Annotated in this window: 25 protein-coding genes; 15 read left to right on the forward strand and 10 right to left on the reverse strand. The window is 60.2% G+C overall.

The window, feature by feature from the left end; all coding sequences use genetic code 11:
* The first annotated feature begins 59 nt into the window (after positions 1 to 59).
* From PLUT_RS10555 to PLUT_RS10570, 4 genes are all read left to right on the forward strand, one after another.
* Positions 60 to 2,852 carry a molybdopterin-dependent oxidoreductase gene (locus PLUT_RS10555; protein ID WP_011358754.1) on the forward strand — a complete coding sequence of 931 codons (2,793 nt, stop codon included), beginning with the start codon at positions 60 to 62 and terminating at the stop codon, positions 2,850 to 2,852.
* Between the two features lie 18 nt (positions 2,853 to 2,870).
* Positions 2,871 to 3,470 carry a 4Fe-4S dicluster domain-containing protein gene (locus tag PLUT_RS10560; protein ID WP_011358755.1) on the forward strand — a complete coding sequence of 200 codons (600 nt, stop codon included), beginning with the start codon at positions 2,871 to 2,873 and terminating at the stop codon, positions 3,468 to 3,470.
* An 18-nt stretch (positions 3,471 to 3,488) separates the two neighbouring features.
* Positions 3,489 to 4,403 carry an NrfD/PsrC family molybdoenzyme membrane anchor subunit gene (gene nrfD, locus PLUT_RS10565; protein ID WP_011358756.1) on the forward strand — a complete coding sequence of 305 codons (915 nt, stop codon included), beginning with the start codon at positions 3,489 to 3,491 and terminating at the stop codon, positions 4,401 to 4,403.
* An 86-nt stretch (positions 4,404 to 4,489) separates the two neighbouring features.
* Positions 4,490 to 5,062, forward strand: coding sequence for a TorD/DmsD family molecular chaperone (locus PLUT_RS10570; protein WP_041463945.1), 573 nt, complete (start codon positions 4,490 to 4,492; stop codon positions 5,060 to 5,062).
* 161 nt (positions 5,063 to 5,223) lie between these two features.
* On the opposite strand, the gene PLUT_RS10575 is transcribed toward PLUT_RS10570, so the two are convergent.
* Positions 5,224 to 6,657 (reverse strand): NAD(P)/FAD-dependent oxidoreductase, encoded by a 1,434-nt coding sequence (locus PLUT_RS10575; RefSeq protein ID WP_011358758.1) that lies wholly within the window; start codon positions 6,655 to 6,657, stop codon positions 5,224 to 5,226.
* On the opposite strand from PLUT_RS10575, the gene PLUT_RS11835 reads away from it, so the two are divergent.
* From PLUT_RS11835 to PLUT_RS10600, 6 genes are all read left to right on the forward strand, one after another.
* Entirely contained in the window at positions 6,638 to 6,808 is a 171-nt protein-coding gene (locus tag PLUT_RS11835; RefSeq protein ID WP_157858194.1) for a hypothetical protein, read from the forward strand. The genes PLUT_RS10575 and PLUT_RS11835 overlap by 20 nt on opposite strands.
* Positions 6,805 to 7,230, forward strand: a complete 426-nt coding sequence (gene ruvX / locus PLUT_RS10580) for a Holliday junction resolvase RuvX (protein ID WP_011358759.1) — start codon at positions 6,805 to 6,807, stop codon at positions 7,228 to 7,230. Before PLUT_RS11835 ends, ruvX begins: the two co-directional genes overlap by 4 nt.
* Before the next feature lie 133 nt (positions 7,231 to 7,363).
* Complete coding sequence (gene pyrE, locus PLUT_RS10585) at positions 7,364 to 7,939, forward strand: orotate phosphoribosyltransferase (protein ID WP_011358760.1); 576 nt, start codon at positions 7,364 to 7,366, stop codon at positions 7,937 to 7,939.
* Positions 7,936 to 8,808: a prephenate dehydrogenase gene (locus PLUT_RS10590; protein WP_011358761.1), complete on the forward strand. Its 873-nt coding sequence runs from the start codon at positions 7,936 to 7,938 to the stop codon at positions 8,806 to 8,808. The genes pyrE and PLUT_RS10590 overlap by 4 nt, the downstream gene beginning before the upstream one ends.
* A complete protein-coding gene (locus tag PLUT_RS10595) occupies positions 8,805 to 9,662 on the forward strand; it encodes an NAD(+)/NADH kinase (protein WP_011358762.1) in 858 nt (285 codons plus the stop codon). Before PLUT_RS10590 ends, PLUT_RS10595 begins: the two co-directional genes overlap by 4 nt.
* A gap of 17 nt (positions 9,663 to 9,679) precedes the next feature.
* Positions 9,680 to 11,215: a hypothetical protein gene (locus PLUT_RS10600; RefSeq protein ID WP_011358763.1), complete on the forward strand. Its 1,536-nt coding sequence runs from the start codon at positions 9,680 to 9,682 to the stop codon at positions 11,213 to 11,215.
* On the opposite strand, the gene PLUT_RS10605 is transcribed toward PLUT_RS10600, so the two are convergent.
* Together PLUT_RS10605 and kdsA are read right to left on the reverse strand one after the other, a co-directional pair.
* On the reverse strand, positions 11,170 to 11,721 hold the full coding sequence (locus PLUT_RS10605) for a KdsC family phosphatase (protein WP_011358764.1): 552 nt from the start codon (positions 11,719 to 11,721) through the stop codon (positions 11,170 to 11,172). The two genes, PLUT_RS10600 and PLUT_RS10605, sit on opposite strands and share 46 nt — an antisense overlap.
* 36 nt (positions 11,722 to 11,757) lie before the next feature.
* Positions 11,758 to 12,588, reverse strand: coding sequence for a 3-deoxy-8-phosphooctulonate synthase (gene kdsA, locus PLUT_RS10610; protein ID WP_041464228.1), 831 nt, complete (start codon positions 12,586 to 12,588; stop codon positions 11,758 to 11,760).
* 136 nt (positions 12,589 to 12,724) lie between these two features.
* Here kdsA and PLUT_RS10615 point away from each other — a divergent pair, with 136 nt between their 5' ends.
* The 3 genes from PLUT_RS10615 to PLUT_RS10625 are packed head-to-tail and all read left to right on the forward strand — an operon-like array spanning position 12,725 to position 15,680.
* Entirely contained in the window at positions 12,725 to 14,050 is a 1,326-nt protein-coding gene (locus tag PLUT_RS10615; RefSeq protein WP_011358766.1) for an AAA family ATPase, read from the forward strand.
* A complete protein-coding gene (locus PLUT_RS10620) occupies positions 14,047 to 15,183 on the forward strand; it encodes a glycoside hydrolase family 3 protein (RefSeq protein WP_011358767.1) in 1,137 nt (378 codons plus the stop codon). The genes PLUT_RS10615 and PLUT_RS10620 overlap by 4 nt, the downstream gene beginning before the upstream one ends.
* Positions 15,180 to 15,680, forward strand: a complete 501-nt coding sequence (locus tag PLUT_RS10625) for a SixA phosphatase family protein (RefSeq protein ID WP_011358768.1) — start codon at positions 15,180 to 15,182, stop codon at positions 15,678 to 15,680. Before PLUT_RS10620 ends, PLUT_RS10625 begins: the two co-directional genes overlap by 4 nt.
* Before the next feature lie 31 nt (positions 15,681 to 15,711).
* Here the strand turns inward: PLUT_RS10625 and PLUT_RS10630 are convergent, their stop codons facing one another.
* Genes PLUT_RS10630 through lysC form a run of 4 tightly spaced genes read right to left on the reverse strand, consistent with a single transcriptional unit; the run spans position 15,712 to position 19,917 of the window.
* Positions 15,712 to 16,713 (reverse strand): NAD(P)H-dependent glycerol-3-phosphate dehydrogenase, encoded by a 1,002-nt coding sequence (locus tag PLUT_RS10630; RefSeq protein ID WP_011358769.1) that lies wholly within the window; start codon positions 16,711 to 16,713, stop codon positions 15,712 to 15,714.
* A 15-nt stretch (positions 16,714 to 16,728) separates the two neighbouring features.
* A complete protein-coding gene (plsY, locus tag PLUT_RS10635; protein WP_011358770.1) occupies positions 16,729 to 17,436 on the reverse strand; it encodes a glycerol-3-phosphate 1-O-acyltransferase PlsY in 708 nt (235 codons plus the stop codon).
* 50 nt (positions 17,437 to 17,486) lie between these two features.
* Positions 17,487 to 18,476, reverse strand: coding sequence for a phosphoribosylformylglycinamidine cyclo-ligase (gene purM, locus PLUT_RS10640; RefSeq protein WP_011358771.1), 990 nt, complete (start codon positions 18,474 to 18,476; stop codon positions 17,487 to 17,489).
* Positions 18,477 to 18,501: 25 nt separating this feature from the next.
* Positions 18,502 to 19,917, reverse strand: a complete 1,416-nt coding sequence (gene lysC, locus PLUT_RS10645; RefSeq protein ID WP_011358772.1) for a lysine-sensitive aspartokinase 3 — start codon at positions 19,915 to 19,917, stop codon at positions 18,502 to 18,504.
* A gap of 156 nt (positions 19,918 to 20,073) precedes the next feature.
* Here lysC and prmA point away from each other — a divergent pair, with 156 nt between their 5' ends.
* Together prmA and PLUT_RS10655 are read left to right on the forward strand one after the other, a co-directional pair.
* Positions 20,074 to 20,934, forward strand: coding sequence for a 50S ribosomal protein L11 methyltransferase (prmA, locus tag PLUT_RS10650; protein ID WP_011358773.1), 861 nt, complete (start codon positions 20,074 to 20,076; stop codon positions 20,932 to 20,934).
* 22 nt (positions 20,935 to 20,956) lie between these two features.
* Entirely contained in the window at positions 20,957 to 21,895 is a 939-nt protein-coding gene (locus PLUT_RS10655) for a Ppx/GppA phosphatase family protein (RefSeq protein WP_011358774.1), read from the forward strand.
* Here PLUT_RS10655 and PLUT_RS10660 read toward each other — a convergent pair.
* Genes PLUT_RS10660 through bioA form a run of 3 tightly spaced genes read right to left on the reverse strand, consistent with a single transcriptional unit; the run spans position 21,828 to position 26,036 of the window.
* Positions 21,828 to 23,081 carry a THUMP-like domain-containing protein gene (locus tag PLUT_RS10660; protein ID WP_011358775.1) on the reverse strand — a complete coding sequence of 418 codons (1,254 nt, stop codon included), beginning with the start codon at positions 23,079 to 23,081 and terminating at the stop codon, positions 21,828 to 21,830. The two genes, PLUT_RS10655 and PLUT_RS10660, sit on opposite strands and share 68 nt — an antisense overlap.
* Positions 23,074 to 24,756 (reverse strand): AMP-binding protein, encoded by a 1,683-nt coding sequence (locus PLUT_RS10665; RefSeq protein WP_011358776.1) that lies wholly within the window; start codon positions 24,754 to 24,756, stop codon positions 23,074 to 23,076. Before PLUT_RS10665 ends, PLUT_RS10660 begins: the two co-directional genes overlap by 8 nt.
* Positions 24,753 to 26,036 (reverse strand): adenosylmethionine--8-amino-7-oxononanoate transaminase, encoded by a 1,284-nt coding sequence (gene bioA, locus PLUT_RS10670; RefSeq protein ID WP_011358777.1) that lies wholly within the window; start codon positions 26,034 to 26,036, stop codon positions 24,753 to 24,755. Before bioA ends, PLUT_RS10665 begins: the two co-directional genes overlap by 4 nt.
* Between the last annotated feature and the right edge of the window lie 5 nt (positions 26,037 to 26,041).

The following is a 26,041-nucleotide window of genomic DNA, read 5'->3' on the forward strand; positions in this document are numbered from 1 at the left end:
TCCATCGATTCCTTCAAGGAAATCACAGCAATTTTTCATCTGTCTGAAGGGGAGATTTTATGCACAAAACTATTTCGCGCCGCCAGTTCCTGAAAGTCGCCGGCGTTCTGGGGGGCATGTCCCTGTTGCGCCCCGTCTGGAGCCTGGGGCAGGCTGGATCACCCGAACAAGGCGGAGCCGTCTCGGGAACAGTTGTCTGGGTACCGAGCATCTGCAACTTCTGTTCTTCGTTCTGTGACATCAAGGTTGCCACGAAGGAGATCGACGGGGTGAAGCGCGCCGTCAAGATCGAAGGCAATGCGGAAAGCCCCCTCAACCGCGGCAAAATCTGCGCCCGCGGTCAGGCCGGCCTCTACCAGACCTACGATCCGGACCGGCTGAAGCAGCCGCTCATCAGGGTCGAGGGCAGCAAGCGGGGCGAATGGAACTTCAGGGCGGCGACATGGGATGAGGCCTACCGCCACATCATAGGCAAGCTGCAGAAGGTCAACCCATGGGAAATCAGCCTCGTCGGCGGATGGACGGCCTGCGTCTCCTACATGCATTTCAGCCTGCCGTTCTGCCAGAGCCTCGGGATCCCCAACATCGTTGCATCTCCTCTTCAGCACTGCGTCACCGCAGGCCATCTCGGCACCGATCTGGTGACCGGCAACTTCAACGTGCACGACGAGATCCTCGCCGATTTCGAAAACGCCCGATACATCCTCTTCAGCCTCAACAACGCCTCCGTGGCTGCCATCTCGACGGCCCGTGCCGTGCGGTTCGGCCAGGCGAAGAAAAACGGGGCCAAAGTGGTCTGCCTCGATCCCAGAATGGGCGAGCTTGCCGCAAAAGCCGACGAGTGGATCCCCGTCAAGCCGGGTACCGACCACGCATTCTTCCTCGCGATGCTCCATACCCTGCTCCGCGAGAAGCTCTATGACGGGCCCTTTGTGTCCAAACACACCAATGCCCCGTTCCTTTCGTTCGTTGACGAAAAGGGCGCCGTGCAGCTGGCCGCGGATAAGGGTGCGGACGGAAACCCCACCGCCTACTACGTCTTTGACCTCATCAGCCAGGAGGTCCGCGCCGTCCCGGCCTATACGAACACCAACGAGCGCACGAAATCGGGATCGAGGATCCAGCCGGGCCTCAACGCCCCGAATAACCTCACATGGCAGGGACGCCCCGTCACGACCGTCTTCGACCGGTTCATTGCGGAATCCGAACCCTACACCCCCGAGTGGGCATCGAAGATCACCGACATCCCGGCTTCCACCATCAAACGCATCGCCGTCGAGTTCGGCCAGGCACGTCCGGCCATGGTCGATCCCGGCTGGATGGGAGCACGATACCACCACCTCATCGGCCAGCGCCGACTGCAGGCGATCATCCAGACCCTCGTCGGAGGCATCGACCGTCCCGGCGGCTGGATGATGAACGGCGAACTGCACCACAAGGCCGAGGTTTCCTGGCACAACACGCAGCAGGGCAAGAGCGACAAGGACCTCCTGCCGGTCCAACGCCCCGGCATGGGCTTCGCCTACGGCCTGCTTGACATCTTCGCCAACCCCGGAGCCTGGGAACACGGAATGCCGGCGTTCTCGTTCGCATGGGCCGAAGAGCAGGCGAAAGCAGGAAAGCAGTCCGCGTTCCTGCCCGCCATGGCCGACACCGGCCTGCTTGAAGCGGTGAGGGGAGAACTGAAGTACCATGGGCGTCCCTACAACATCAAGGCCATCATCCTCAACGCGGCCAACCCGATCCGCCACTACTTCCCGGCAAAGCGGTGGGAGGAGATCCTCTCGCACAAGAACATCGATCTCGTGGTGGCCGTCGACGTACTGCCCTCCGACTCGACGCTCTATGCGGACGTCATCCTGCCGAACCACACCTACCTTGAGCGCAACGAGCCGCTGCTCTACCCGCTCGGGCCGAACACCGGCATCGGTTTCACGACCAGGATCAGGACCATCGATCCGATCTACGACACACGCGACACGACCGACATCCTCTGCGCCATAGCCGAGGGGATGGGCAAGCTCGATAGCTACATACACGGCATCGCAGAATACGCGGGCCTTGATCATGCAATGCTGAAGCGCGAAATCGCAGCCGCAAAGAAAGCCGGCAAACCGCTGAACGAAGCCTTCCTGAAAACCGCCTATGAAGCCATGGGCCACTTTGCAGAACATGTGACAGGCAAGCACATGAGCGCCGCCGAGGTTGAAGCAACCATCATGGACAAGGGACTGCTCATGCTGAAAGACGCCGATACTGTGGTTGAAGAGATGAACATGCCGCGCAAAATCCCCGTACCGACATCCACCGGACGACTCGAGCTCTTCAGCCCGATCCTCTCTTCATTCGGAGAGAAAGCCGGAAGGACCCCGCTGTTCGACCCCGTGCTCGGCTACGTTCCGCGGGTCGTCAGCGACAAGTCACCCGAACCCTCCCTGAACGCCGACGAGTTCTACTTCACCTACGGCAAGGTCCCGGTGGTGTCGCACGCATCGACCAACAACAACAACGCGGTGCTTGCCGCAGTGACAAAGCCTAAAGAGGGCGCATTCACGGGCCTCTGGATGAACGCCACAAAGGCCCTTGCCCTCGGCCTCCGGGATGGTCAGGAGGTGGAGGTCACCAACCTCCGCTACGGCCCGAAGGTAACGGCAACGCTCTTCGTGACCGAGATGATCCGTCCCGACACGGTCTTCCTCCCTTCGTCCTATGGAAGCCGCAACAAGATGCTTTCGGTCGCAGGCGGAAAAGGAACTGCGCTGAACGAGCTCATGCCCTACAGCATAGAGCCGATCGCAGCATCGTTCATGTCACAGGAATTTACGGTAAGCGTCACGCCCGTCAACAGTTAAATGGAGGAGTAAGCACCTATGGCGCGATATGGAATGGTAATGGACATGCGGACCTGCGTCGGATGCCAGGCCTGCATGGCTGCATGCACGGCGGAGAACCAGACGCCGTTCTGGAACGGGAAGTTCCGGACGCATGTCGAAGACAAAGCACAGGGCACATTTCCCGATGTACGGCGGGTGCTGCTTCCGAGGCTCTGCATGCACTGCGAAAACACCCCCTGCCTGTCAGCATGCCCGACAGGGGCAACATTCATGACGGAGGACGGCATCGTCAAGGTCAACTACGACCGCTGCATCGGCTGCTACGCATGCTGCATCGCATGCCCGTACGATGCCCGCTACGCTTACGACCGCGAGGATGTCAATAAGGAGGAGGAGCTCTACGGAAAGTTCACGAGCCACAAGCAGCCGCATGTCGACAAATGCACATTCTGCGACCACCGGGTTTCGGAAGGGCGTGAGCCGGCCTGCGTCAGCACCTGCCCTACCAATACAAGGATCTTCGGAGATCTCGACGACCCCAACAGCGAGGTGCACAAGCTGGCAACAAGCGGAAAAGCCCAGGCGCTGAACCAGTCGCTCGGCACGTCCCCGAAAGTATATTACATCCCATCATAGTTTAGGAGGAGGACCATTATGACTTTTGTTCATCAGGAGGTATGGCACTGGCAGATCGCCACATACCTGTTCTTGGGCGGACTGGGTGGCGCCACATTCGCCATCAGCGCCCTCATCCACCTCTTCGAAGGGTGCGACCGCAAAATGCTCTCCGTCGCCGTCATGTCGTCGATCGGGTTCCTGGTTCTCGGAACCGTCTTCCTTCTTGCCGACATGCTCCAGCCGCTGAAGGCCATCTACGCCCTTACCAACCCGCGCTCATGGATTTTCTGGGGCGTCATCTTCATCAACTTCTACTTCGTATCGGCCATCGCTTATGTGATACCGTTGCTTGAGGTGTGGCCGAAGATAAATCCATACGTACAGAAAATCCCGAGAGGGATCCTTGATCTTCTGGAGCGTTTCAACAAGCTTGCAGCGCTGACCGGCTCGGCTGCAGGCTTCCTTGTGGCGATCTACACCGGCCTGCTCATCTCTGCAGCTCCGGCCATCAGCTTCTGGAACACGCCGGCACTTCCGCTGCTCTTCGTCATTTCCGGATTTTCGACCGGTGCCGCGTTCCTCCTTCTGCTCTCGACGTTCTCGAAGAACGAGGAGTCATGGAAGATCATAGCAAAACTTGAGGAACTCGACGCAATGCTGATCGTGACAGAGCTGATCATTCTCGGCGCCTACTTCAACTTCGCGCTCTTCCTTCCGACCGGCGCCCGCGAGTCCGCCCAGGTGCTTTTCCACAGCCCGCTTTTCATCATCGGGTTCTTCATCTTCGGACTCATCGTGCCGCTCGCGATTGAAACCTACGGGATCTTCTTTGCCAAGCACACAAAGAAATCGGGGCACCTCCTGGTTATTGCCAGCGTCATGGTGCTCCTCGGCGGCTACCTCCTCCGCTACTACGTCCTCAAGGCCGGCCTCTTCCAGTTCCCCTGGTAAGCCGCATTGAAGGAACCGCAACCATCAACCAGAAAGCCCGTCATGCAGCATCCAACTGCATGACGGGCTTTTATGATACAACGTTTATGAACAATGCAGGCGATCCACGAGATCCACGCCAACAGGCCCTCACCTACCGCTTTTTCAGCCGCTCGTTCGCCTATCCGAACGAGGCCTTCATCAAGGAGCTCAAAACATCTCTGGAAGAACTGAAGGACGCCCCCGATGTGTTCGGCGAAATGCTCGCAGCGTTTGCATGTGAAGGAATCGAAGCGATGCAGGGAGAGTACACCCGCCTGTTCCTGAACGGCTACCCCACCACGCCCTGCGTCCCCTATGAATCGGTCTATCGCGAGAAACGAATGCTCGGAGATGCCTCGATCGGTGTACAGGCCGCATACAGTGAGTGGGAGATGACTGTGGCGCCGGGCCTCATCGACCACATCGCCACCGAGTTCGAGTTTCTCGCTTTCCTCTCCTCAGCAGAGTCCATGGGCGGCACCCTCGCAGAAGATGCCCGTAAAGCCTCGGAAACGTTCATGAAGGAGCACCTCTGCCGCTGGATGCCGCGCCTTGCGGCAGATCTCGACAAGGCCGCCACCATGGAACCCTACCGCCTGCTGGCCAGAGCTCTACAGACCATCCGCTGCCCCGCCTGACGGATCCCACTCTGCACGCTTCTCCTTATGAGGTCTTCTCGTGGTGGACGGCCTTGAGGATCTTGATGTTCAGTACGATGAACCGCCAGAACTGGTAGAGGCGGCAGCGCATCAGTGCTTTCTGGAAAGAGGTGGGCCTCATATGGGTCGGTTCGGTTTGGTTATTCCGGGATGAACTGCCACAGGGGACGGCCTCGGAACTTGTGCATGAAGGTGGTCTCGACCATCTGCTTCAGCCAAGCTCCGCTGATACCGCGCTCCACCCTCGTCACGAACATGTCTCGCCCCTCGCGGTTGTCGTAGTGCTTCAGGTCGGGAACGACCGGATAGATGATCATGACGATGGCCGAGCCGTTCCAGAGCGACTTGCCGTTAGAGGCAATGCAGACGGTAAGCATCTCGGTCATCCGCTCCCGGTGGGTCATGCGGCCCTTCCGGATCATATCCATCACATTGAATGCAACAACCCTGCCGGTGACCCCGGAAATCATTCCGGTCCTTGGTGCGCCGGCAATGATTGCCGTGCCGTTTTTTGTTACGTGCGGTCTGGAGATGGGCCCGGGAGGGGCGAATGCGATGCCGGCGGAGAAGATGTTCCTGTAGAGCGGATGGTTATACTGTGCAGGCCAGGCGTGGGGAGTTTCGCGGAGTTCGTCATAGTCGAGACCGTAAATGCCGTCGGCCAGGACGAATCCTGCGGGGTTGCATACTTTGGAGGTGATGTTTGTGCCCTCTATGTCGAAGAATGGGAAGGTAACGCCCTTCGACTGGGGAATGAGCATCGCGAAATCATAGCCGGTCTCTCCGTAGTTTCCCTCGAAATCCTCCCAGAAGATGGTGTTCCGGTCAACCTCATGCACGCCCCTCCTTACGGCCTTTTCAATGCCAAACTCGTCCATCGCGTCCTCGATGAGATCACCCCCGCGGGCGATCCTCCCGCCTTTGGCCACCACGTTGATGCCGCCGACCCCGAAATCGCCGATCTCGGGTTCGTTGGTGAGGTAGACAAGGTCCGCCCTGCTTCGCAGACCGCGCTGGGTGAGGTCGTGGTGGATATTGGTGATGTATTCGAACGCTGCACCCTGACACGCCGCCGAAGGATGACCGGTGCCGATCACGATACGGCGACGTTCACCCTGCTTCATGCGCTCGACATTTTCAAGGTACCGGTCCCGGGCCTGTATGGCGGTATCGAAGTGGCAGATGGACTCGGTGTGCTTATGGGGGCCAAGGCCGGGTGTCGCCTCGTAGTTCATGTGTGCACCGGTGGCGATGATGAGGTAGTCGTAATCGAGCCGCTCCGCCACGCCGCCTTCCGCCCGCTGCAGAAAGACATGGTTTTCGTCCGGGTGGACACTCTCTACACTGCCCTGGATGAAGTGTACATTGAATTTGTCATAAATCGGCTGTAACTTGAACACGGTGTTCTGGGGACGCACCGCATCAATGCCGAGCCATACCCATGAGGGAACGAAGCCGAAGTAGTCAAACTTGTGGACAACCGTGATGTCATGCTCCCGGCCTATGCCACGGCCAAGGTACATGGCTGCGGTATGTCCCGCAAAGCCCGCGCCAATGATCACAACTTTTGCCATGATGGCTTTTCTCTCCCGTTCCCAGATGTTGCAGAAATGCCGGGACCTCTTCCCGGACGCTGTCGCTAAACTTACGATCAAAAAACCTGACGACATAATCATCTCTGAGCGCCGCCGGAAGAAAACGGCCATGGAGGCCGCCGTAGCATGAAACCCAAAGGACGCATCGTCGGAATCGATTACGGCACGAAGCGCATCGGCCTGGCCATGACGGACCCGCTGCAGCTGTTCGCCAGCCCTGTCGGCACGTTTGAACCCGGGGGGCTCCATCATGAACTGCGCCGGATCATGCAGGGGGACACCGTCGACCTGGCCGTGGTGGGAAGCCCCGTCTGCGATGACGGGAGCGGAAACGCCATGACCGCCGTAGTTGACCGGTTCGTCGAAGAGCTCAGGGCTGCGTTTCCGGACCTTCGGGTGGAGCGGGTCGACGAGTCGCACTCCTCCAGAGAGGCCTCAAGAATCCTTGCCGCCTCGGGCAAAAGCCGGAAAGTACGCCGGGAGAAAGGCCGGCTGGACAGCGCCGCCGCATGCGTGCTCCTTACCCGTTTTCTTGAGGAAAACAGGGGGTGAAGGAGGGCTCCGGGACAAGACGTTTTCGTCTGGCATTTCGGAACTGCTTCTGTATCTTAGAGTTAATAGCTGCGGCAAATCGCTCCGGAGCGTATCTTTCTTTCCACCTCCACACCATCTGAACAGCCACCTGATGCTAGAAATCTTCAAACAGACGGGCGCCCTGCTCGAAGGGCATTTCAAGCTGACCTCCGGCCGGCACAGCAACACCTATTTCCAGTGCGCCAAAGTGCTGCAGCACCCGGAGCACCTGACGGTTGTCTGCGGGGAGATCGCAGGGCATTTCAGCCATAAGGAGATCGATACCGTCATCTCCCCTGCCATCGGCGGCATTGTCGTCGGCACCGAAGTCGGTCGGCAGCTTGGAGTCAAGACCATCTTCGCCGAGCGCAAAGACGGCAAAATGACGATCCGCCGCGGCTTCTCCCTGGAAAAAGGTGAGCGGGTCCTCGTGGTGGAGGATGTGATCACGACCGGCGGCTCCGTGCTGGAAGTCATCGAACAGGTGAAAGCCGCGGGTGCAGTTCCCGTTGGGGTGGGCTCGGTGGTCGACCGCAGCAACGGCAATGTTCGCCTAATTGACGACCAGTACTCCGTTCTCTCTATGGAGGTGGTGAGCTACGATCCCGAAGAGTGCCCGCTCTGCCGGAGCGGCGTACCGATAGAAGCACCTGGAAGCCGTGCCAGCATAGGAGGCCCTGCCGCATGAATGTTAAACCGCCCATCGAGAGCATCTCCTTCATAGGACTCGGCCTCATCGGCATGTCCCTGCTGCGGGCGCTCCGCCGCTCCTCCATTGCTTTGGAGACGGGCATCGTCTTCACCGGATTTGACCCATCTTTCAGCGAGACCGACAAAGAGGATGCCCGGATACTCGGTCTCGACCGGTTCGTTGAAGATCGCGAAGAGCTTTTCAGCGCCGACATCGTGGTGCTTGCCGCACCGGTCCAGGCCAACATCGCAATGCTCGACGAAGCGGCGCGCCTCGCTCCGCCCTCCACCATCATTACAGACGTATCAAGCACGAAAGCCAACATTTTCCACAGAGCGGAGGAACTCAATCTTCCCTTCATCGGCATGCATCCGATGGCTGGCAAGGAGCTGCAGGGTTTTCGTGAAAGCGCGGAAGACCTCTTCAAAGATATGCCGATTTTCCTCTGCCATAAAGATGATCTGCTGACTTCGATGCGTGCTGAGGCTTTTAAGGATATGCTTTCATCGGTAGCCGGTGACACTGTAATGATTGATCCCGACCGGCACGACTGGATCATGGCGCGCATCAGCCACCTCCCGCAGCTGATCTCAACCGTCCTCATTGACTACTGCTCTCCTGAACTGCGACGCACCGGTGCGGGGTTCGCCTCTCTCACCCGTCTGGCGGGAAGCCCCTGGGAGATCTGGCGCGACATCATCGGCACCAACAGCAAAAACATCGCCGACGCGCTTGAGGTGTTCGCAACGAAGCTGGTAGAGCTCTCATGGGAGGTGCGCGATCTTGAGAATGAGAGTCTGGAGTCACGCTTCAATCAAGCAAACAAGGCATACAAGTTCATGCGGTTAAGGGGATGGCGCAAATGAAATTCGGCATCGTCATCAACGTATCCAGAGAGCGGGCCCTCGAGCTGGCACGCAAACTGGTATCGTGGCTTGAAGCGCAGGGCATCGGATACATCTTCGAAACCCTCTCGGCAGAGCGCATAGGGAGCGCGCTGTCAGCCCCGATCGAAGAGCTCAACACCCAGTGCGATGCATTCATTTCCCTCGGCGGCGACGGAACCCTCCTCTTCACCTCGCAGCACTCGGTCACCAAGCCGGTCGTCGGCATCAATGTCGGCTATCTCGGGTTCCTGACGGAGTTCACCCAGGAAGAGATGTTCGACGCGGTTGAAAAGGTGATCAAGGGCACCTACACCATCCACACGCGCACGCAGCTCGAAGCCTCGGTGCCCGCAGACGGACGGAACGAGCAGTTCCTTGCCCTGAACGATGTTGTCATCGAAAAGGGAACCTATCCGAGGATCCCCGCCTTCGTCATCAAGCTCGACGGCGAACTGCTCAGCTCCTACCGCGCTGACGGCATCATCATCGCCACGTCCACGGGTTCGACGGCCTACTCGATGTCGGCCGGAGGGCCCATCATCGCTCCGAAGTCGAGCGTGTTCGTCATCACACCCATCTGCCCGCACATGCTGACGGTTCGGCCCATCGTCATCAGCGACGAAAAGATCATCGAAATCTCGGTCGAAGCACCCGACGGCGAGTTCCCGCTCAACTGCGACGGGCACCTGCGCAGGATGCTTGAGCCGATGGAGCGCGTGACGGTCCGGAAATCCATCCGCCTCATCAATCTGGTGGCCAACGAAAACCGCGACTACTGCGAAGTGCTCCGCACCAAACTGCTCTGGGGCCGCGAACACAACTCCGGCCTGTAGGCATCTTTCCTGCCATCATGAACTGCATCAGTGAAGCCTCACTCGGAGCCATGCTGGGCATCCCCGCACTCACCCCGCTCACCCTTACGGCCATGTGCCGGGGGCTCCGGCCGGTCTTCCACCCCGCGCCGCACATCTCAGGGCGCCTGAAGGCATTCTCAGGAGGTCTCCAGAGCGCATTTGACGCGCTCGGCATCAAGGTCGAAAGTCCCGAAGCGGCATCGGGCGCCGACGGACGGATCCTTCCAGGAAGGGTTGTCTTTTCTCCCGGCGTCCTTCCGGACCATGAGCTTGCGATCAACCGGGTCTCGACGCTCTACAACAACATGATAGTCGGCATCTACGACGAACCCCCGCCACTCTCCAGCCAGTCGGGCGCACAGGAGCGGCTTGATGCCATCGTGGCGCGCCTGGCGCGCGATATGGTACATATCCTTATTTACGTTACCGCTGAGTCCTGGACCATCTGCACCATGAACGGTGGGGTTGCCGAGTTCCACACGCCGCTGCCCAGCGTGGAAGACGTCCGGAGTACGCTGGTGCCGAAGCTGACGGCGCAGGTCGTGCCGCCGCGCCCGGAGGATTTCATTCTCCGGAAGGGAGAACTCGACACAAGCTCGCCCTTCTTTCTCGCGGCAGCAGAGGATTTCCGGAGCTCGGGCCGGCTATGGGAGCGGAGCCCGGAGCTGCTCACCCATACCTCAACCGACAGCCTGGAATACCGAAGCGGGTACTACCGGCGGATAGTCCGACGCTACCTCGATGAACGGAGCGGCATGAGCTATGGGTTCTTCGCCCGCCAGCTGCCTGTGAGGGTTGAGGCGGCAGTGCCCGTAGCATATGGAGATACCTACGGCATGGAGCCGGTGAAGGATCCCGGCGGCCTCAGGGTCCCGGTGCGGGTGGGAGGCAGGGTCTATATGATAAAGGTTCCGACGGTGCGGGTACTGACAACTCGGTCGGGATGCAGGAAAACCGCCGTCGAGCCGCTGCGCGACCTTCTGGAAATCGGTATGGAGAACGGGCGGGCTTACATCTCAACCCCTGCCCACGGTGAAGAGAGCCCGGCGCCGCGCCCCTCCTTCGACACCCTCACCATTCTGGCCCACGCCCTCGGCAACGCCCTGGTGGCGGCCGTCCTCCTCTCGATCCTCCCCGACCCGGTCTTTGCTCGACTCCTCGGAGAGTCAGGAGCGTCCTTGACGCACTGGCACGGGTATCCGGAAGAGGCGACTCTGCCGGAAGGGTACTTCATGCACGGAACCGCCAATCCGCCGGTGTCGTGTTCGACCCCGCAGTCGGCGGCCTACAGCCTCCTTGGAAAAATCGATGCACTGGAGCGAGCCCTCCAGGCGGGGGGAGTGCGCGCCGGCGGCGCTGCAGGGTATAGGGGGGACGTGCATGTCGAGCCGAACCACGGCACGAACATCGTCGGGGTTCTCTCGCTTTCGGAGACGGCCGCTGCCCTCAACCCAGAAAATGGGAAACCGGCCGCGGCAGGATCGATTCAGTCCTCTTCGGCAGACGGCTCCACCCAGGGCCACAGACCCTGACTCCCGAGAATCATCTCCACAACCTCCCGCACGCACCCGCTGCCGCCCTCGAACGCAGAGATGTAGCCAACACGGTTGCGCAACCAGTCGGCGCCGTTGATGGCCGTAACCGGCAATCCGACGCGCTCGAGTACCGCCAGATCGCCGACATCGTCGCCGATGCAGGCGCATGCATCGTCACTGAGGCCGTGCGCGGCAATGAACGCCTTGTAGGCATCAAGGAATGAAGCGCTTCCGAGCCGGATGTCCTGTACGCCGAGCCCTTCGAGAATCGGACGGTACCCCTCGGCTGCGCGCTCCGAAAACACGGAAACGAGGAGCCCGTGACGCACAGCCTCCCGGATCGCAACGGCGTCACGCACGGAAACCGAACAGAGCTCTTCACCCCTGCCGTCGAAGGTGAGGCGGCCTCCGTTCAGCACGCCATCGACTGGAAGGATCAGCGCACGGGTTGCCTTGAGGGCTTCGGCGACACGCGACGAGGGGTCGGCCAGGGATGGTTCCATCCCGAAATACTGGAAACCTGACAAGGAAGTGGGGATTTAGGATGAATGAAGCGGCTGCACGCACCGGTAGAGGTCGATCAGCTGTTTGACAAGCGGTCGGAAGCTCCCCAGCGGAAGCTGGGTGGCAGCATCGGAAAGGGCTTTTTCTGGCTCAGGGTGGACCTCGAAAAAGAGGCCGTCGACCCCGGCAGCCACTGCGGCCCGGGCAAGCGGGACAACATACTCCCGCTCCCCTCCCGATACGCCGTTGCCGGCACCCGGCAACTGAAGACTGTGGGTGGCGTCGTAGATGACCGGCCATCCGGATTCAGCCATTTTGACGATCCCGCGGAAGTCGACGACGAGGTTGTTGTACCCGAAACTCGACCCGCGCTCGGTCAGCATGATGCGCTGGTTACCGGTCGCAGAAACCTTGGCGGCGGCAAGCGCCATATCCTGCGGGGCCATGAACTGGCCTTTCTTGATGTTGACCGTAAGGCCTGTTTCACCGGCGGCCTGGAGAAGTTCGGTCTGGCGTGAGAGAAACGCGGGGATCTGCAGCACGTCCACATACCGGGCGGCCAGCTCGACGTCCCTCGTCTCATGCACGTCGGTGAGTACCGGCATATCATACCTATCGCCGATCTCGCGGAGCACCTCGAGTGCCGCCTCGTCGCCGATGCCGGTGAACGAGGAACCCGAGGAACGGTTCGCCTTGCGGTAGGATCCCTTGAAAATGAAGCGGACACCGAGCTCACGGCTGATATGATGCAGTTCCTCTGCCACCGTCACTGCCATTGAACGGTTTTCTATGACGCAGGGGCCTGCGATGAAAAGCGGGACATCGGGATCGGGTACGGCTATGGAGCCGATGGAGAACTTTTGCATCATCCTGCCTGTTAAGAATTGTAACGGCGGCCAAATCCCGCCAAGGCATTTGGGCATTGTGAGTTTGCCGCCATAAGCGTTAAATTTACAACAATATTCTGTTATTCACAGTCTGCAATCAAACGCACAGCAATCAATGAGCATCACCGACACGAAGCAGCGGCTGCAGGAGATCGAAAAGCAGCTGGCGGATCTGGGAGAAGAGCAACGGAGCATCAAGGCACGCTGGGACAGCGAAAAAGAGCTGATCAGCCAGTCCCGCGACCTCAAATCGCAGATAGAGGAACTGAAGGTCGAATCGGAAGAGTATGAACGGAGGGGCGATTACGGAAAAGTCGCTGAAATCCGCCACGGAAGGATCAAGGAAATAGAGAAAGAGGTCGAGCGGAACCGGGAGAAGATCGAGCAGAAGCAGTCGGCCGGCGAGCTCATCATGAAGGAGGAGATCGATGCCGAGGACATCGCTGCGATTGTGGCGAAATGGACCGGCATCCCTGTCAGCAAGATGCTCCAGTCGGAACGCCAGAAGCTGCTCCATATCGAGAGCGAACTGCACGAGCGGGTGATTGGTCAGGACGAGGCCGTCAGGGCGGTGAGCGAAGCCGTCAAGCGATCCCGTGCAGGCATGGGCGATGAAAAACGCCCCATCGGCTCATTCATCTTCCTCGGCCCGACCGGAGTCGGCAAGACCGAGCTGGCAAGAACACTTGCCGACTACCTTTTCGACGACGAGGACGCCATGATCCGCATCGACATGAGCGAGTACATGGAATCGCATACCGTCAGCCGCCTAGTCGGAGCGCCTCCGGGCTATGTGGGCTACGAGGAGGGTGGACAGCTGACGGAAGCCGTCCGCCGTAAGCCTTTCTCTGTGGTGCTGCTCGACGAGATCGAAAAAGCGCATCCCGATGTATTCAACATTCTGCTCCAGATACTCGACGACGGCCGACTGACCGATAGCAAGGGGCATACGGTGAACTTCAAGAACACCATCATCATCATGACCTCGAACATCGGCGCCCAGCTCATCCAGTCCGAGATGGAAAAGATCGATGGCCAGCCGGCGGATGAGGTGCTTGAAGGCCTCCAGGAAAAGCTGTTCTCGCTTCTCAAGCAGCAGGTACGCCCCGAGTTCCTCAACCGGATCGACGAGGTAATCCTCTTCAAGCCGCTGACACGCGAAGACCTGAAAAAGATCGTCCTTATCCAGTTCGAGGGCATCAGGAGCACCGCCCTGCGCCAGCACATCACCCTCACCATCACGGATGAAGCCCTCGACTGGCTCTCCGAAGCGGGCTTTGATCCTGCATTCGGCGCACGGCCGCTGAAACGGGTCATGCAGCGAAAAATCACCAACAGCATCTCCGAATTGATTCTATCGGGGGCGGTCTCGGAAGGTGATGCGGTGGCCATCAGCCTCGAAAACGGAGAACTGGCGTTCAAAACGACGAAAGCCGCATGAGTCAGAGGGTCCCCGTCTTTCTTGCGCTGCTGCTCTTCGCCCTCCTCCTCCAGCCACCGCCCATCGCAGAAGCGGGAACGAAGCCGGACAGCCTATCCATTAAAATCGGCCAGATGCTGATGGTGGGCTTCAGGGGCACCACCATCGGCGATGCCCCTGACGTACGGCGCGCCATCGACCGCCAGCGCATCGGCGGCGTGGTGCTCTTCGACTATGACGTCCCGTCCCGGACCCCGCTTCGCAACATAACCGGCCCGGAACAGCTTCAGCGGCTGAACGGCGAACTGCAGGAGCGTTCCCCCGTCCCGCTCTTCATTTCGATCGACCAGGAAGGCGGCATGGTCAGCAGGCTCAAGCCGGCAAGGGGGTTCCCCCGGAGCCCGAGCGCCCGGAGCCTCGGACTGCTCAGGAACCCCGACAGCACCCTCGCTGCAGCGGAGGTGACTGCCCGGACACTGCAGTCGATGGGAGTCAACATGAACCTTGCGCCGGTGGTCGACCTTGATACCAACCCGCAGAATCCCGTCATCGGCCGTATAGAGCGGAGCTACTCGCCTGACCCCGACATCGTCTCGTCTCAGGCCGCCATCGTCACAACGACCTTTCTCCGCGAGGGGATCATCCCTGTCCTGAAACATTTTCCCGGCCACGGCAGCTCGACCTCGGACAGCCATCTGGGCTTCACCGACGTAACGGAAAGCTGGAGCGAGATTGAACTTGAACCATACCGCAGCCTCTTGCTTGATGGATATCAGGGTGCCATCATGACCGCCCACGTCTTCAACGCCCGCCTCGATCCCCGCTATCCGGCGACCCTTTCAAAGGCGACCATCAGCGGCCTACTACGAGAAAAGCTCGGGTTCCGTGGGGTGGTGCTTACCGATGACATGCAGATGGGCGCCATTGCCCAGAACTTCGGCTTTGAAGAAGCGGTCCGCCTGTCGATTGAAGCCGGTGCTGACATTCTTGTGTTTGCCAACAATACGGCCGTCTACGACCCAAAAATCGCAGAAAAGGCATCAGGCATCATCCGCAGGATGGTGGATGAGGGCATAATTTCTCCCCTTCGCATCGAGGAGTCGTACCGGAGGATCATGACACTCAAAGAGACTGTAACCCACCCTGCCAGATGAAAACACTCTACCTTGTCAGACATGCCAAAGCAGGCTGGAGCGCCGATGCCGCCTCGGATTTCGAACGGACGCTCAGTGAACGGGGGATAACGGAGGCACATTTCATGGCGCGGCTGGTGCATGAGAGAGATCCGCGCCCCGATATGCTCGTGACGAGCCCTGCCGTAAGGGCTCTCACGACAGCAGAGACGTTTGCCGGAGTGTTCGATATTCCGCCGGAATCGATCATTCAGAACATGGAGATCTACCACGGCGGGGCATCGGAACTGCTGGACATCGTGCGTTCACTGCCCGATGATGCCGGAAGCGTGATGCTCTTCGGTCACAATCCCGTCATGTCGGAACTCGCCAACCGCCTCGGGGACATGAAAGGTGAGGCCATGGAGACATGCAGCGTGGTGCGTCTGGACTTCCAGAGCAACCGATGGAGTGAGGCAGGACCGGGAAAAGGGCTGATGGTGTGGCATGAGCATCCTGAAAAACGCCATACCCGCTGACCCGGTATACAGCAGCGGAAAGGAAGACCTTTCAGTCGCGCTCGGGCTTCGGCTCGCGAGTCATAAGATCAAGGATGGCCTGCTCGACAGGCTTCGCCTCGAACAGCATCTCATAGACCGCCTGGGTGATAGGCATCTCGACGCCGAGGCTGCTGCTGAGTGCGTAGACCGCCTTGGAACTCAGTACCCCCTCGGCGATCATATTCATATGGGTGATGATGTCATCAAGCGAGCGGCCGCGACCGAGCTCCTCGCCAACAAAGCGGTTGCGGCTGTGACGGCTGAGGCATGTGACCACAAGGTCGCCGATGCCCGAAAGCCCTGAAATAGTCATGGGGTCCCCGCCGAGTTTCAGCGCGAGGCGGGATATTTCAGCCATGCCGCGGGTAATGATGGCCGCCTTGGCGTTGTCACCGAAGCCGATACCGTCGGAAATGCCTGCAGCGATGGCAATGATGTTCTTGACCGATCCGGCAACCTCAACGCCGACGATGTCGGTGTTCACATAGACGCGGAACCTACTCGTATGGAACACCTCCTGGACCGCTTCAGCGGTTTCCATGGAAGGAGAGGAGGCCACCACCGTCGTCGGCTGCTCGCGGGCAACCTCTTCGGCATGGCTCGGCCCATACAGCGCCGCAACCCGTCCCGGCTGCAGCCCGGGAAGCTCGTCCATCAGCACTTCCGTCATCCGCATTCCCGAACCGACCTCGATCCCCTTGGCCACGTTGACGATGATTTTCCCCTGAAACGGAAGGCTGCTGAACGCGCGGGCGGTTTCTCGCAGCGCCTGGGAAGGCACTGCGGTGACGATCATTTCAGCTTCGGCAATGCAGCCGTCAAGGTCGCCTACGACTTCAAGAGAGTCAGGGAAAAGGGTTCCCTTGAGATAACGGGTGTTTTCGCGCTCAGCCTGAAGGGTTCGGGCAAACTCCGGACGGTGGGCCCACAGCTTCACCGCATGACCCTTCCGGGCAAGCAGGACCGCAAGCGTGGTGCCCCAGCTTCCGGCACCGAGGACGGCGATATGCATCAACGCACCGCCATCTTACGCGCTCTTTCCGAAAGTGATGCGGTTCTCGGTGCCTGAAATAAGGCGCCGGATGTTCGCACGATGGGTATAGAGGATGGCAAGAGCCACGATGAGCCCGAAGATCATCAGATGGTAATCGAGGCTGTCATGGAAGGAGAAGGACTCCCCGAACAGGCGGATGTAGTAATCCAGACCTCCGCCGAGTTCGAACACATACTTGCGGATGGCGATGATGAGCGGAAAGGCGATGGCCGCAAGGATGGATGCGACGGAAACATAGCGCGAAAGCCAGACCGTAAGAAGAAAGATGCCGATGACGATCAGCATACTGACAGGGGCGATGCCGATGAGCATGCCGGCAGCCGTGCTGACCCCCTTGCCCCCCTTGAATCCGGCGAATACGGTGAACACGTGGCCGATGACTGCTGCCATTCCAGCCAGAAGGCGGAGCGCGACTTCGTTGATGTCAGGATAGGCCCCGATGGGATGCATCCTGAAGAAGGCCACCACGCTGACAGCGGCGATGACGCCCTTGGCGATGTCAATTAATGTGACGGAGAGTCCGGTCTTCCAGCCGAGGACCCTGAATGCGTTGGTGCCGCCGGCATTGCCGCTGCCGAACTGCCGGATGTCGATTCTTTTGAGCATTTTTCCCGCCATGATGCTGGTGGGAATGGAGCCGATGATGTAGCTCACCGCCAGAATAGCCAGTAGTGTCATCATATTCGCTGTTTCGGATGTACTTATGGATAAAGCATTTTCAGCGCCGCCTGTCAGGCAGCGCTCACCTGACCTATAATGTACGCATTTTCACCTTGAGATTTCAAGCCCGCCATCACCCGCTCGACCCCATCACCCGCAACAATCATGACGAGGCCGATGCCGAGGTTGAAGGTCCGGCGCATATCGTCTTCGGGAACAGAGCCTTCGCGGCGGATGAGATCGAAGATCGGCAGTTCCGGCCAGGCATCCCACTGCACGTCAAGCTGCAGGCCTTCGGGCACGATCCGCATGGTGTTGCCCATAAGGCCTCCGCCGGTGATGTGCGACATGCCGTGCAGATCCGGCGAGCCGAGAAAGGGTTCGACCACCTTGAGGTAGGAGCGGTGGACGTTCAGCAGCTCTTCGCCGACTGAACAATCAAATCCCGCAAAGCGCTCCTGCATACGACCCTCGAACACCTTGCGGGCAAGGGAGTAGCCGTTGGTGTGCAGGCCTGTTGAAGGAAGGCCGATCATCACATCACCGGCCCGCATCGCCGTTCCGTTGACGATCTTTTTATGATCCACGACTCCGACGACGGTGCCGGCAAGATCGAAATCGTCACCATGGTAGACGCCCGGCATCTCAGCCGTTTCTCCGCCGATCAGGGCACAGCCGTTCTGGCGGCAGGCCTCGACCATCCCGGCGACAACCGATGCCGCATCGGCAGGCACAAGCTTGCCGCAGGCGTAGTAGTCAAGGAAAAAGAGCGGGCGCGCTCCGCAGACGAGAATGTCGTTGACGCAGTGGTTGACCAGGCACGAGCCGACGGTGTCGAAGCGGCCGAGCTCGACGGCAATTTTCAGCTTGGTACCTACGCCATCGATGCTGCTGACCAGCACCGGTTTTTCATACCCTTTGAAATCGGCTTCGAAAAATCCGCCGAACGCGCCGATGTCTGTCATCACCCTCGGGGTGAACGTCTGGCGGACATTTGACTTGATCAGACGGACGAATTCCTCACCCGCGCCTATGTCGACTCCTGCTTTCCTGTAATCCATGTGGCTTAAGCTTTTTTGTTTCGTTTCAGGCCTTCCCTGCGGGAACCTCAAAAATCCCTGCCGCATCGTCCCCGGAAAAGAACTCCCTGTGCAGCGCGCTCACGGCAACCGGCACATCGTGCAGACCGACAACGACGCCGACGTTTATCTCGGATGCTCCCTGGGAGATCATACGGAGGTTCACTTCCGCTAGCGCACCGAAGATCCGTCCGGCAACGCCTTTCGACATGCGGAGGTTGTCGCCGACGACGCTGACGGTTGCCACGCCATGCTCGATATCAACCTGGCCGAACTCCCTAAGTTCCCCGAGCAGCTCCTGGCTGAACGGCGCGTCTTCGACCGTCACAGACACGGAGACCTCGCTGGTGGAAATCATCTCTACCGATACCCGGTAGCGGGCGAACACGTTGAACAGTTCGTTCATGAACCCGTGGCGGCCGAGCATGCGGTTGGAGCGGACGTTGATGATGGACTGCCCTTTCTTCACGGCGATCGACTTCACAAGACCCCCGTAGCTCATTCCCGACAGACGCTCCGGATCGTTGGTGATGACGGTGCCCCTGGCATCGGGGTGCCAGGTGTTGAGGACGAAAACCGGGATATTCTTTTCAACTGCCGGGGCGATGGTGTCGGGATGAAGCACTTTCGCGCCGAGATAGGCGAGCTCCGCCGCTTCGGAAAAGGTCATCACCCTTATGCTTCGGGCCTCCGGCACAATCCTGGGGTCACAGGTCATTACGCCGTCGACATCAGTCCAGATCTGTATCTGCGACTCGTGGAGCCAGGCGCCGAGAAGAGCTGCCGAAAGGTCAGATCCTCCACGTCCGAGCGTTGTGGTCCTGCCGTCCTCCGTCCTGCCGATATAGCCCTGGGTGACGACGGTCGTCCCCGCCCTCTGGAGGGGGCGGATGATCTGTTCGGTGTTGGCCATGCACTCTTTGAGGATGGGACGGGCAAACCCGAAATGGTCGTCGGTGACCATGACGGTGCGCACGTCCACCCACTCGGCCCGGTGGCCGGCTGCCTGCATGGCGGCTGCGAACACGGTGGTGGAGAGCAGTTCGCCGAACGAACAGAACATGTCGCGCGAACGCTCGGTGAGTTCGCCGACGATCTCTACACCCTTGACGAGCAGCTCAAGACGGCTGAGAAGCTCTTCAATGCGCGGGATGAGCACCGCCTGGCTTTCAGCGGAAGGGATCAGCTCCCGGACCAGACCGATATGGTGGCTGCGCACCTCACCGACAAGCGCCATAGCCTCGTCGAGAGAACCGCGGCCGGAAGCGTCGGCGATCTTCAGAAGGGTGTTCGTAATGCCGCTGCAGGCACTGAGCACCACGAGCGGCGTAGAGAGTTCTGCCTCGCGGGCAACAATGGAAATGGCCTGCTGCATGGCCCTGGCGGTCCCTACCGAGGTACCGCCGAATTTCATTACAGCCATAAGTTTCTCTGGGAATGGTTTGTCGGTTGTCGGGTCTGGCAAATATAGCTTAAAAATGAGAAAAACATCTTTGAGGACAGAAAGTCTTATATTGAGCCACTGATCGAGCAACCCCCTGCAACAGCAGGGTATCAGCCCACATGACACCAGAAAGAGATGCCAGGCACGCACCACCATATCGAGCTGTCGATACCAATTACCTCCGACCAGCACGAGCTGGCCATAGCCCTGCTCTCGATGGAGGGTATTGAATACTTCCAGGAGGAGGACCGCAAACTGCTGGCCTACATCCCCGAAGCGGAGTGGTCAGAGGAAAAAGAGACCGCCGTGAAGCTTGCGCTTGCCGCCCTCCCCGGGGGAACGCCCACGATCAGCACGGAGTTCATGGCGGACCGGAACTGGAACGCGGAATGGGAGGCAAATCTGAAGCCGATCGAGATTTCAGACCGGTTCATCATCGTTCAGAAAAAGGGCGGGCCGGCACCCAAACCCGGGCAGATCCAGATAGAAATCAACCCGAAGATGTCCTTCGGTACCGGCTACCATGCCACCACCCGCCTCATGCTCCGCCAGATGGAGGACCTCGGGCTGGAAAATGAGAAGATCATGGACATCGGGACCGGAACCGGCGTGCTTGCCATTGCCGCCCGCAAACTCGGCAACACCAGTCCCATTCTGGCGTTCGACAACAGCTCCTGGGCCGCAGAAAATGCTGTTGAGAACATTGCAGAAAACAATGCCGGGGATATCCAGATCGAGCTGCTCGACGCCGAAGAGGATCTCGCCGTCAACCTCAGGGACGGCTACACCCTCATCCTCGCCAACATCAACAAGAATGTAATCGACCGGATCCTTCCCGTCATCCGGGCCAATGCACCGGGTGCCACGGTACTGCTTTCCGGCATCCTCGTCTACGACGAGCCGTGGCTGAAAAAGCTGCTGAAACGGCTCGACTGCGAAGCTGTGCGGACCATCTATGAAGATGAATGGCTCTCATGCCTCGTCCGCACCGCCTGAGACCAACCCCATTAATCACCACATGACTGAACGCGTATCTTGCATAGACATCGGAACCAATACCGCCCTTCTCCTCATCGCCGACCTTGATGCGGAAAAGGGTACCGTGGAACCCGTATTCCACAAACAGACCATCATACGGCTCGGCGAGCATGTCGACGAAATGAAAATCATCGACCCCGAAGCACGCCAGCGGCTTATCAGCTGCATGCGCGACTACGCCGCGCTTTCCGGAGAACACAAATCCGACAGGATCATCGCCGTCGGAACCAGCGCACTGCGCGACGCGAAAAACCGCATGGAGGTCACCAGCGAAACCGTCCGCTCGACCGGCATCGTAATCCGCTGCATTACCGGCGAGGAGGAGGCCGGGCTGACCTTTTTCGGCGCAGTCGCCGGCATGACGGAAGTCCCCGACCCCTTCACGGTAATCGATATCGGGGGCGGAAGCACGGAACTCTCAATGGGATCGCTCACCTGTGTCTCCCGCAGTACCAGCATGGACATCGGCTCGGTGCGCCTCACGGAACGCTTTTTCTCCACCCTGCCGCCCTCGGAAGAAGAGTTCATGCGTGCGAAGGAAGAGGTGAACCGGGTGCTGACAGGCGGCGTCCTGCCGTTTTTCGCCTCGCGCGAACATGTCTTCGGCGTGGCCGGCACCCTTACTACCCTTGCCCAGCTTGCGCAGGGTATGCGGGAGTTCAATCCGGAAAAGGTCCACGGCTACCAGCTTCACTACGACGACGTGCACAGGATACTGGAACTGCTGAAAGCCTCCACACTCGAAGAGATTCTGGCCATGGGGGTTTCCGGGGGCCGTGCCGACGTCATCACGATGGGCGCACTCATCCTCCACCAGCTGATGCGCCTCCTCGGCCTCGGCGAAATCCGGGTCAGCGGTCAGGGTCTGCGCTACGGCATTGCCCTGCAGGAACTGCAGAACATTCGCGTGGCGGAGTAACTGCATAAATTGCAAGCGGCCGCGCTTCGGCATCGCGCGTAAAGAACAGGAACCGCCTGTCGTCCTCCTTCAACCGGTATCGCGCCCGGATCGCATCGGCTGAAAGGGGGAAGTCCCTCCGCTGGATGGCCGCGCCATCAATACCATGGCGCTTCAGGAACTTCCCGAACCCCTTCCCGCTGTACAGCGCAGCCTCGACCACCCGGAACACCCGCCCCGGGAACCCCTCCGGCCGGTGTGCGGCCGTCAGGTAGCCGACCGAACGATTGATGAACAGAAGCCCGAACGTCTCGGCAACCACCCCTTCAAGCCCTGCTTTCAGGATTGCTGGATCAGGCTCCAGCAGCCACTCCATTACTGCATCCGACACCCTCCGCTCCCCCGTATCCCGCCAGGTGAAGCGCCGGGCTTCCTCGCCCGCACCCCGGATGCAGACCGCATGGCGCTCGACTTCCAGTGGTGCTTGACGACGGAGGATAAGGAGGGTTGCGCGGCACTGGCCGTCGACCGAAAGCACCGTAACCGATGCAAGCGAGGGCAGCCGATCTTTGAGTCGTGAGGTTTCCAGGGCTGGTGAAGCCTTGATGCAGACACCGGGTGCCTTCTGGAGCAGGAAGTCATGGAGGGAGACGACATCCGGAGACCCCTCTTCAAGGCGGATGTTGCGATGCGCACCTTCGCGGCGGTCCGGGTCGAGGTAAATCCAGTCAAAGTAGCCGTCCGGGAAGGATGCGAGCCGCTCCCGACCGTCTCCCCGGAGGCACTCCACGTTCCGGCGGCCGAGAACCCCCATGTTGTGGCAGGCAATGGCGGAGAGGACAGGATCACGCTCAACGTGCACCACCTCTTCGAACGATCCTGCAAGGCTAAAGGCATCGATGCCGAGCCCGCCCGACAGGTCGATCGCCCGCCTGCCCTTGAGGAGTGAAGCCATATACGACGCGGCGCGCTCCTCCGACGCCTGCTCGAGGGCACGGGCAGTATAGAGGAGGGGACTTCGGGAGAGGAGGGGGAGTTTTGCGGCAGCTTTTTTCCGGCAGGCGATCTGCTCGGCCATCACCCGGACAGGCAGATCGGTGCGGCCGTGCAGGCGCATCGCAAACTCCGCGGGCTCTTCACCCTCATGCATGCCGACCATGGCGAGCACGCCGGGATCCTGCAGCCGGAACAGTTCGTCCTCAGTCATCTCCCTTGAGCTTGCGGCGGAGGACCTTGCCCACCTGTGATTTCGGGAGCGACTCCCTGCACTCAAGGAAGCGCGGCACCTTGTATGCGGCAAGATCCTGCCGGCAATGCTCCCGCAGTTCCTCCAGTTCAAGCCTCATGCCTTCCCGGAGCACCACCCAGGCTTTCACCGCCTCTCCCTGGCGAGGATCATGAACCCCCGCCACCCCGACCTCCAGAACTGCTGGATGACGGGCTATGACCTCCTCGACCTCACGCGGCCATACCTGGAACCCCCCTGGCTTGATGACGTCCTTTTTCCGGTCGACAACAAACAAATAGCCATCTTCGTCCATATAGCCGAGGTCGCCGGTCAGAAGCCAGCCCTCCCTCAGAGCCTCCCCGCTCTCCCCGGGCCTCTGCCAGTACCCGCGCATCATCTGCGGAGCGCGCATCAGGACCTCGCCCACCATGTTCGTCCCGAGCGGCCCCTCGCCCGTCGCTTCGTCCACGATCTTCACTTCCACATCGGGCAGCGGCACTCCGACCGAGCCCGGCTTGTAGACGCCGAGGATGGGGCTGAATGTCCCGGCAAGAGTCATTTCCGTGAGGCTGTAGGCATCGATGATACGTCCGCCTGTCAACGACTCGAACCGCTCTTTCGTCTCCTGCAGCAGCGGCGCCGCTCCGGAGACGCAAAGCTTCAGCGAGCGGAGCAGGCCGGGATCCCTCTTGACCCTCGGATGGGCGATAAGCGCGGTGAAGAGGGTTGGGACGCCGGGAAGCACGGACGGGCGTACACGTCGGATGGTCGAGAGCAGGTCATCGAGGTCACGCGGGTTCGGCACCAGCGCCATAGGGTGGCGGCCGGAGAGCGCGGCCGTCATGATGCCCGCCTGCCCGTAAACATGGAAGAGCGGCATGTTGAGCATGATGGGATCGCTGCCCTTCCGGAGAAGGACACTGAACCAGGTGACGATCTGCATGCCGGAAATCACAAGGGAGCGGTGGGTGCTGACGACGCACTTCGGGGTGCCGGTCGTCCCGCCCGAAAAGAGGAACAGGGCTGGCTCATCCGACCGGGGAGGTACCGGAAGTGAACCGCCATGGCGCCCGGACCGAAGGATGGACTGGAACGGAGGATCCCCCCTCCGGGCATCGACCCGGTGACCCTGCGGCCGCTCATACAGGAGGGTGAAGAGCATACGCTTCAGCGGGGGGAGGTACTCGCCGATACCGGTAGGAATGAGGAGCCTGAGCGGCCCGTCGGTACGGCAATCCCTCAGGGCTGCAACTTTCGTGTAGAAAGGAGCAAGGACGACGGCCGCCGAAGCTCCGCACTCCCGGAAGGCATGTTCGAGTTCGGTATCGCTGTAAAGAGGGTTCATCGGCACGGCAACGGCGCCCGTCTTCCACACACCGAACTCGCTGATGAGCATCTGCGGCGAGTTCGGCAGGAGGAGGGCAACCCGCTCTCCCTTACGGACACCGAGAGAGAGCAGACCCCGGGCAAAAGCGTCACTTTCCCGCTCCAGCTCACCGTAGGTCATGCTCCTGCCCTTGAACCAGAGAGCGGGTGCATCGCCGGCCTCCGCGGCCGCACGGCGGAGCACCTCCACAAGACCCTCTTCGGGATAGGGCTGGAGGGTGTGCGGCACGCCGGGATCATAGCGGCGGGTCCAGTGCGCTGCATTCATGCCGTCACCTCCCGTACCGCCCGGCAGAGGACTGCCAGATCAGGGTCATCAATGATGAAGGGAGGCATGAGATAGACCAGACGGCCGAACGGGCGGACCCAGACACCGCGCCGGACGAATTCGCGCTGAATGGTGGCCATATCGACCGGGCGCTTGAGCTCCACCACGCCGATGGCTCCCAGTACGCGGACATCGGCCACCCCATCATGCTCCATGCACGCCTCAAGCCCGCTAAGGAGCCCTGCCCCGATCCGTTTGACGGACTGCTGCCACGGCTGTGAGCAGAGGAGTCGGATGCTTGCCAGACCGACGGCACATGCCAGAGGGTTGGCCATGAAGGTAGGTCCATGCATGAAGAGGCCCGGTTCGCCGGAAGAAATGGCCATGGCGACGGCATCGGTCGTCAACGTGGCGGCAAGCGTCATGTACCCGCCGGTCAACGCCTTGCCCACACACATGATGTCAGGCTCGACCCCGGCATGCTCTAGGGCGAACATCTTCCCGGTCCGGCCGAAGCCCGTGGCGATTTCGTCAAAGATGAGCAGCACGTCATACTGCAGACAGAGATCCCGGAGCCGTCGGAGGCAATGAGGGGAGTAGAAGCGCATTCCTCCGGCGCCCTGCACCACCGGCTCCAGAATTACGGCGGCAAGCTCCCCATGGTGCTCTTCAAGCTTGCTTCGGATGTCGGCCATGACGGAGTCCGTGCACCCGGCCTCGAACGGACAGTCGGGGAGTTCGGCAAACAGCTGCTCCTGCATTGCCCCGCGGAACAGGCCATGCATGCCGGTCACAGGATCACAGACCGACATGGCACCGAAGGTGTCGCCGTGGTAGCCCCCGCGAAGTGCAAGCATCCGTTTCTTTCCGGGCCGGCCGAGAGCCTCCCAGTACTGCACCGCCATTTTGAGGGCAACCTCAACTGCAACGGAACCTGAATCGCTGAAAAACACTTTCTGCAGCCCGGGCGGAGTAATCTCCACGAGCAGGCGGGCAAGCTCGACGGCCGGCTCGTGGGTCAGGCCTCCGAACATGACATGGCTCATCCGGTCGAGCTGGCGCCGCACCGCCTCGTCAAGCACGGGGTGGCGATAGCCGTGGATGGCCGCCCACCATGAAGACATGCCGTCAATGAGCTGCGCTCCGTCTGCGAGCTCGATCCTCACACCCGAGGCACTGCGGACGGGATAGACCGGGAGCGGATCGGCCATGGAGGTATAGGGATGCCAGAGATGTAGGCGGTCGAACGCGGTGTCGACGGGGCTGGAATCTTGCAGCATGCGGG

The organism is Pelodictyon luteolum DSM 273 (assembly GCF_000012485.1).
GTDB classification, from domain to species: Bacteria; Bacteroidota; Chlorobiia; order Chlorobiales; family Chlorobiaceae; genus Chlorobium; species Chlorobium luteolum.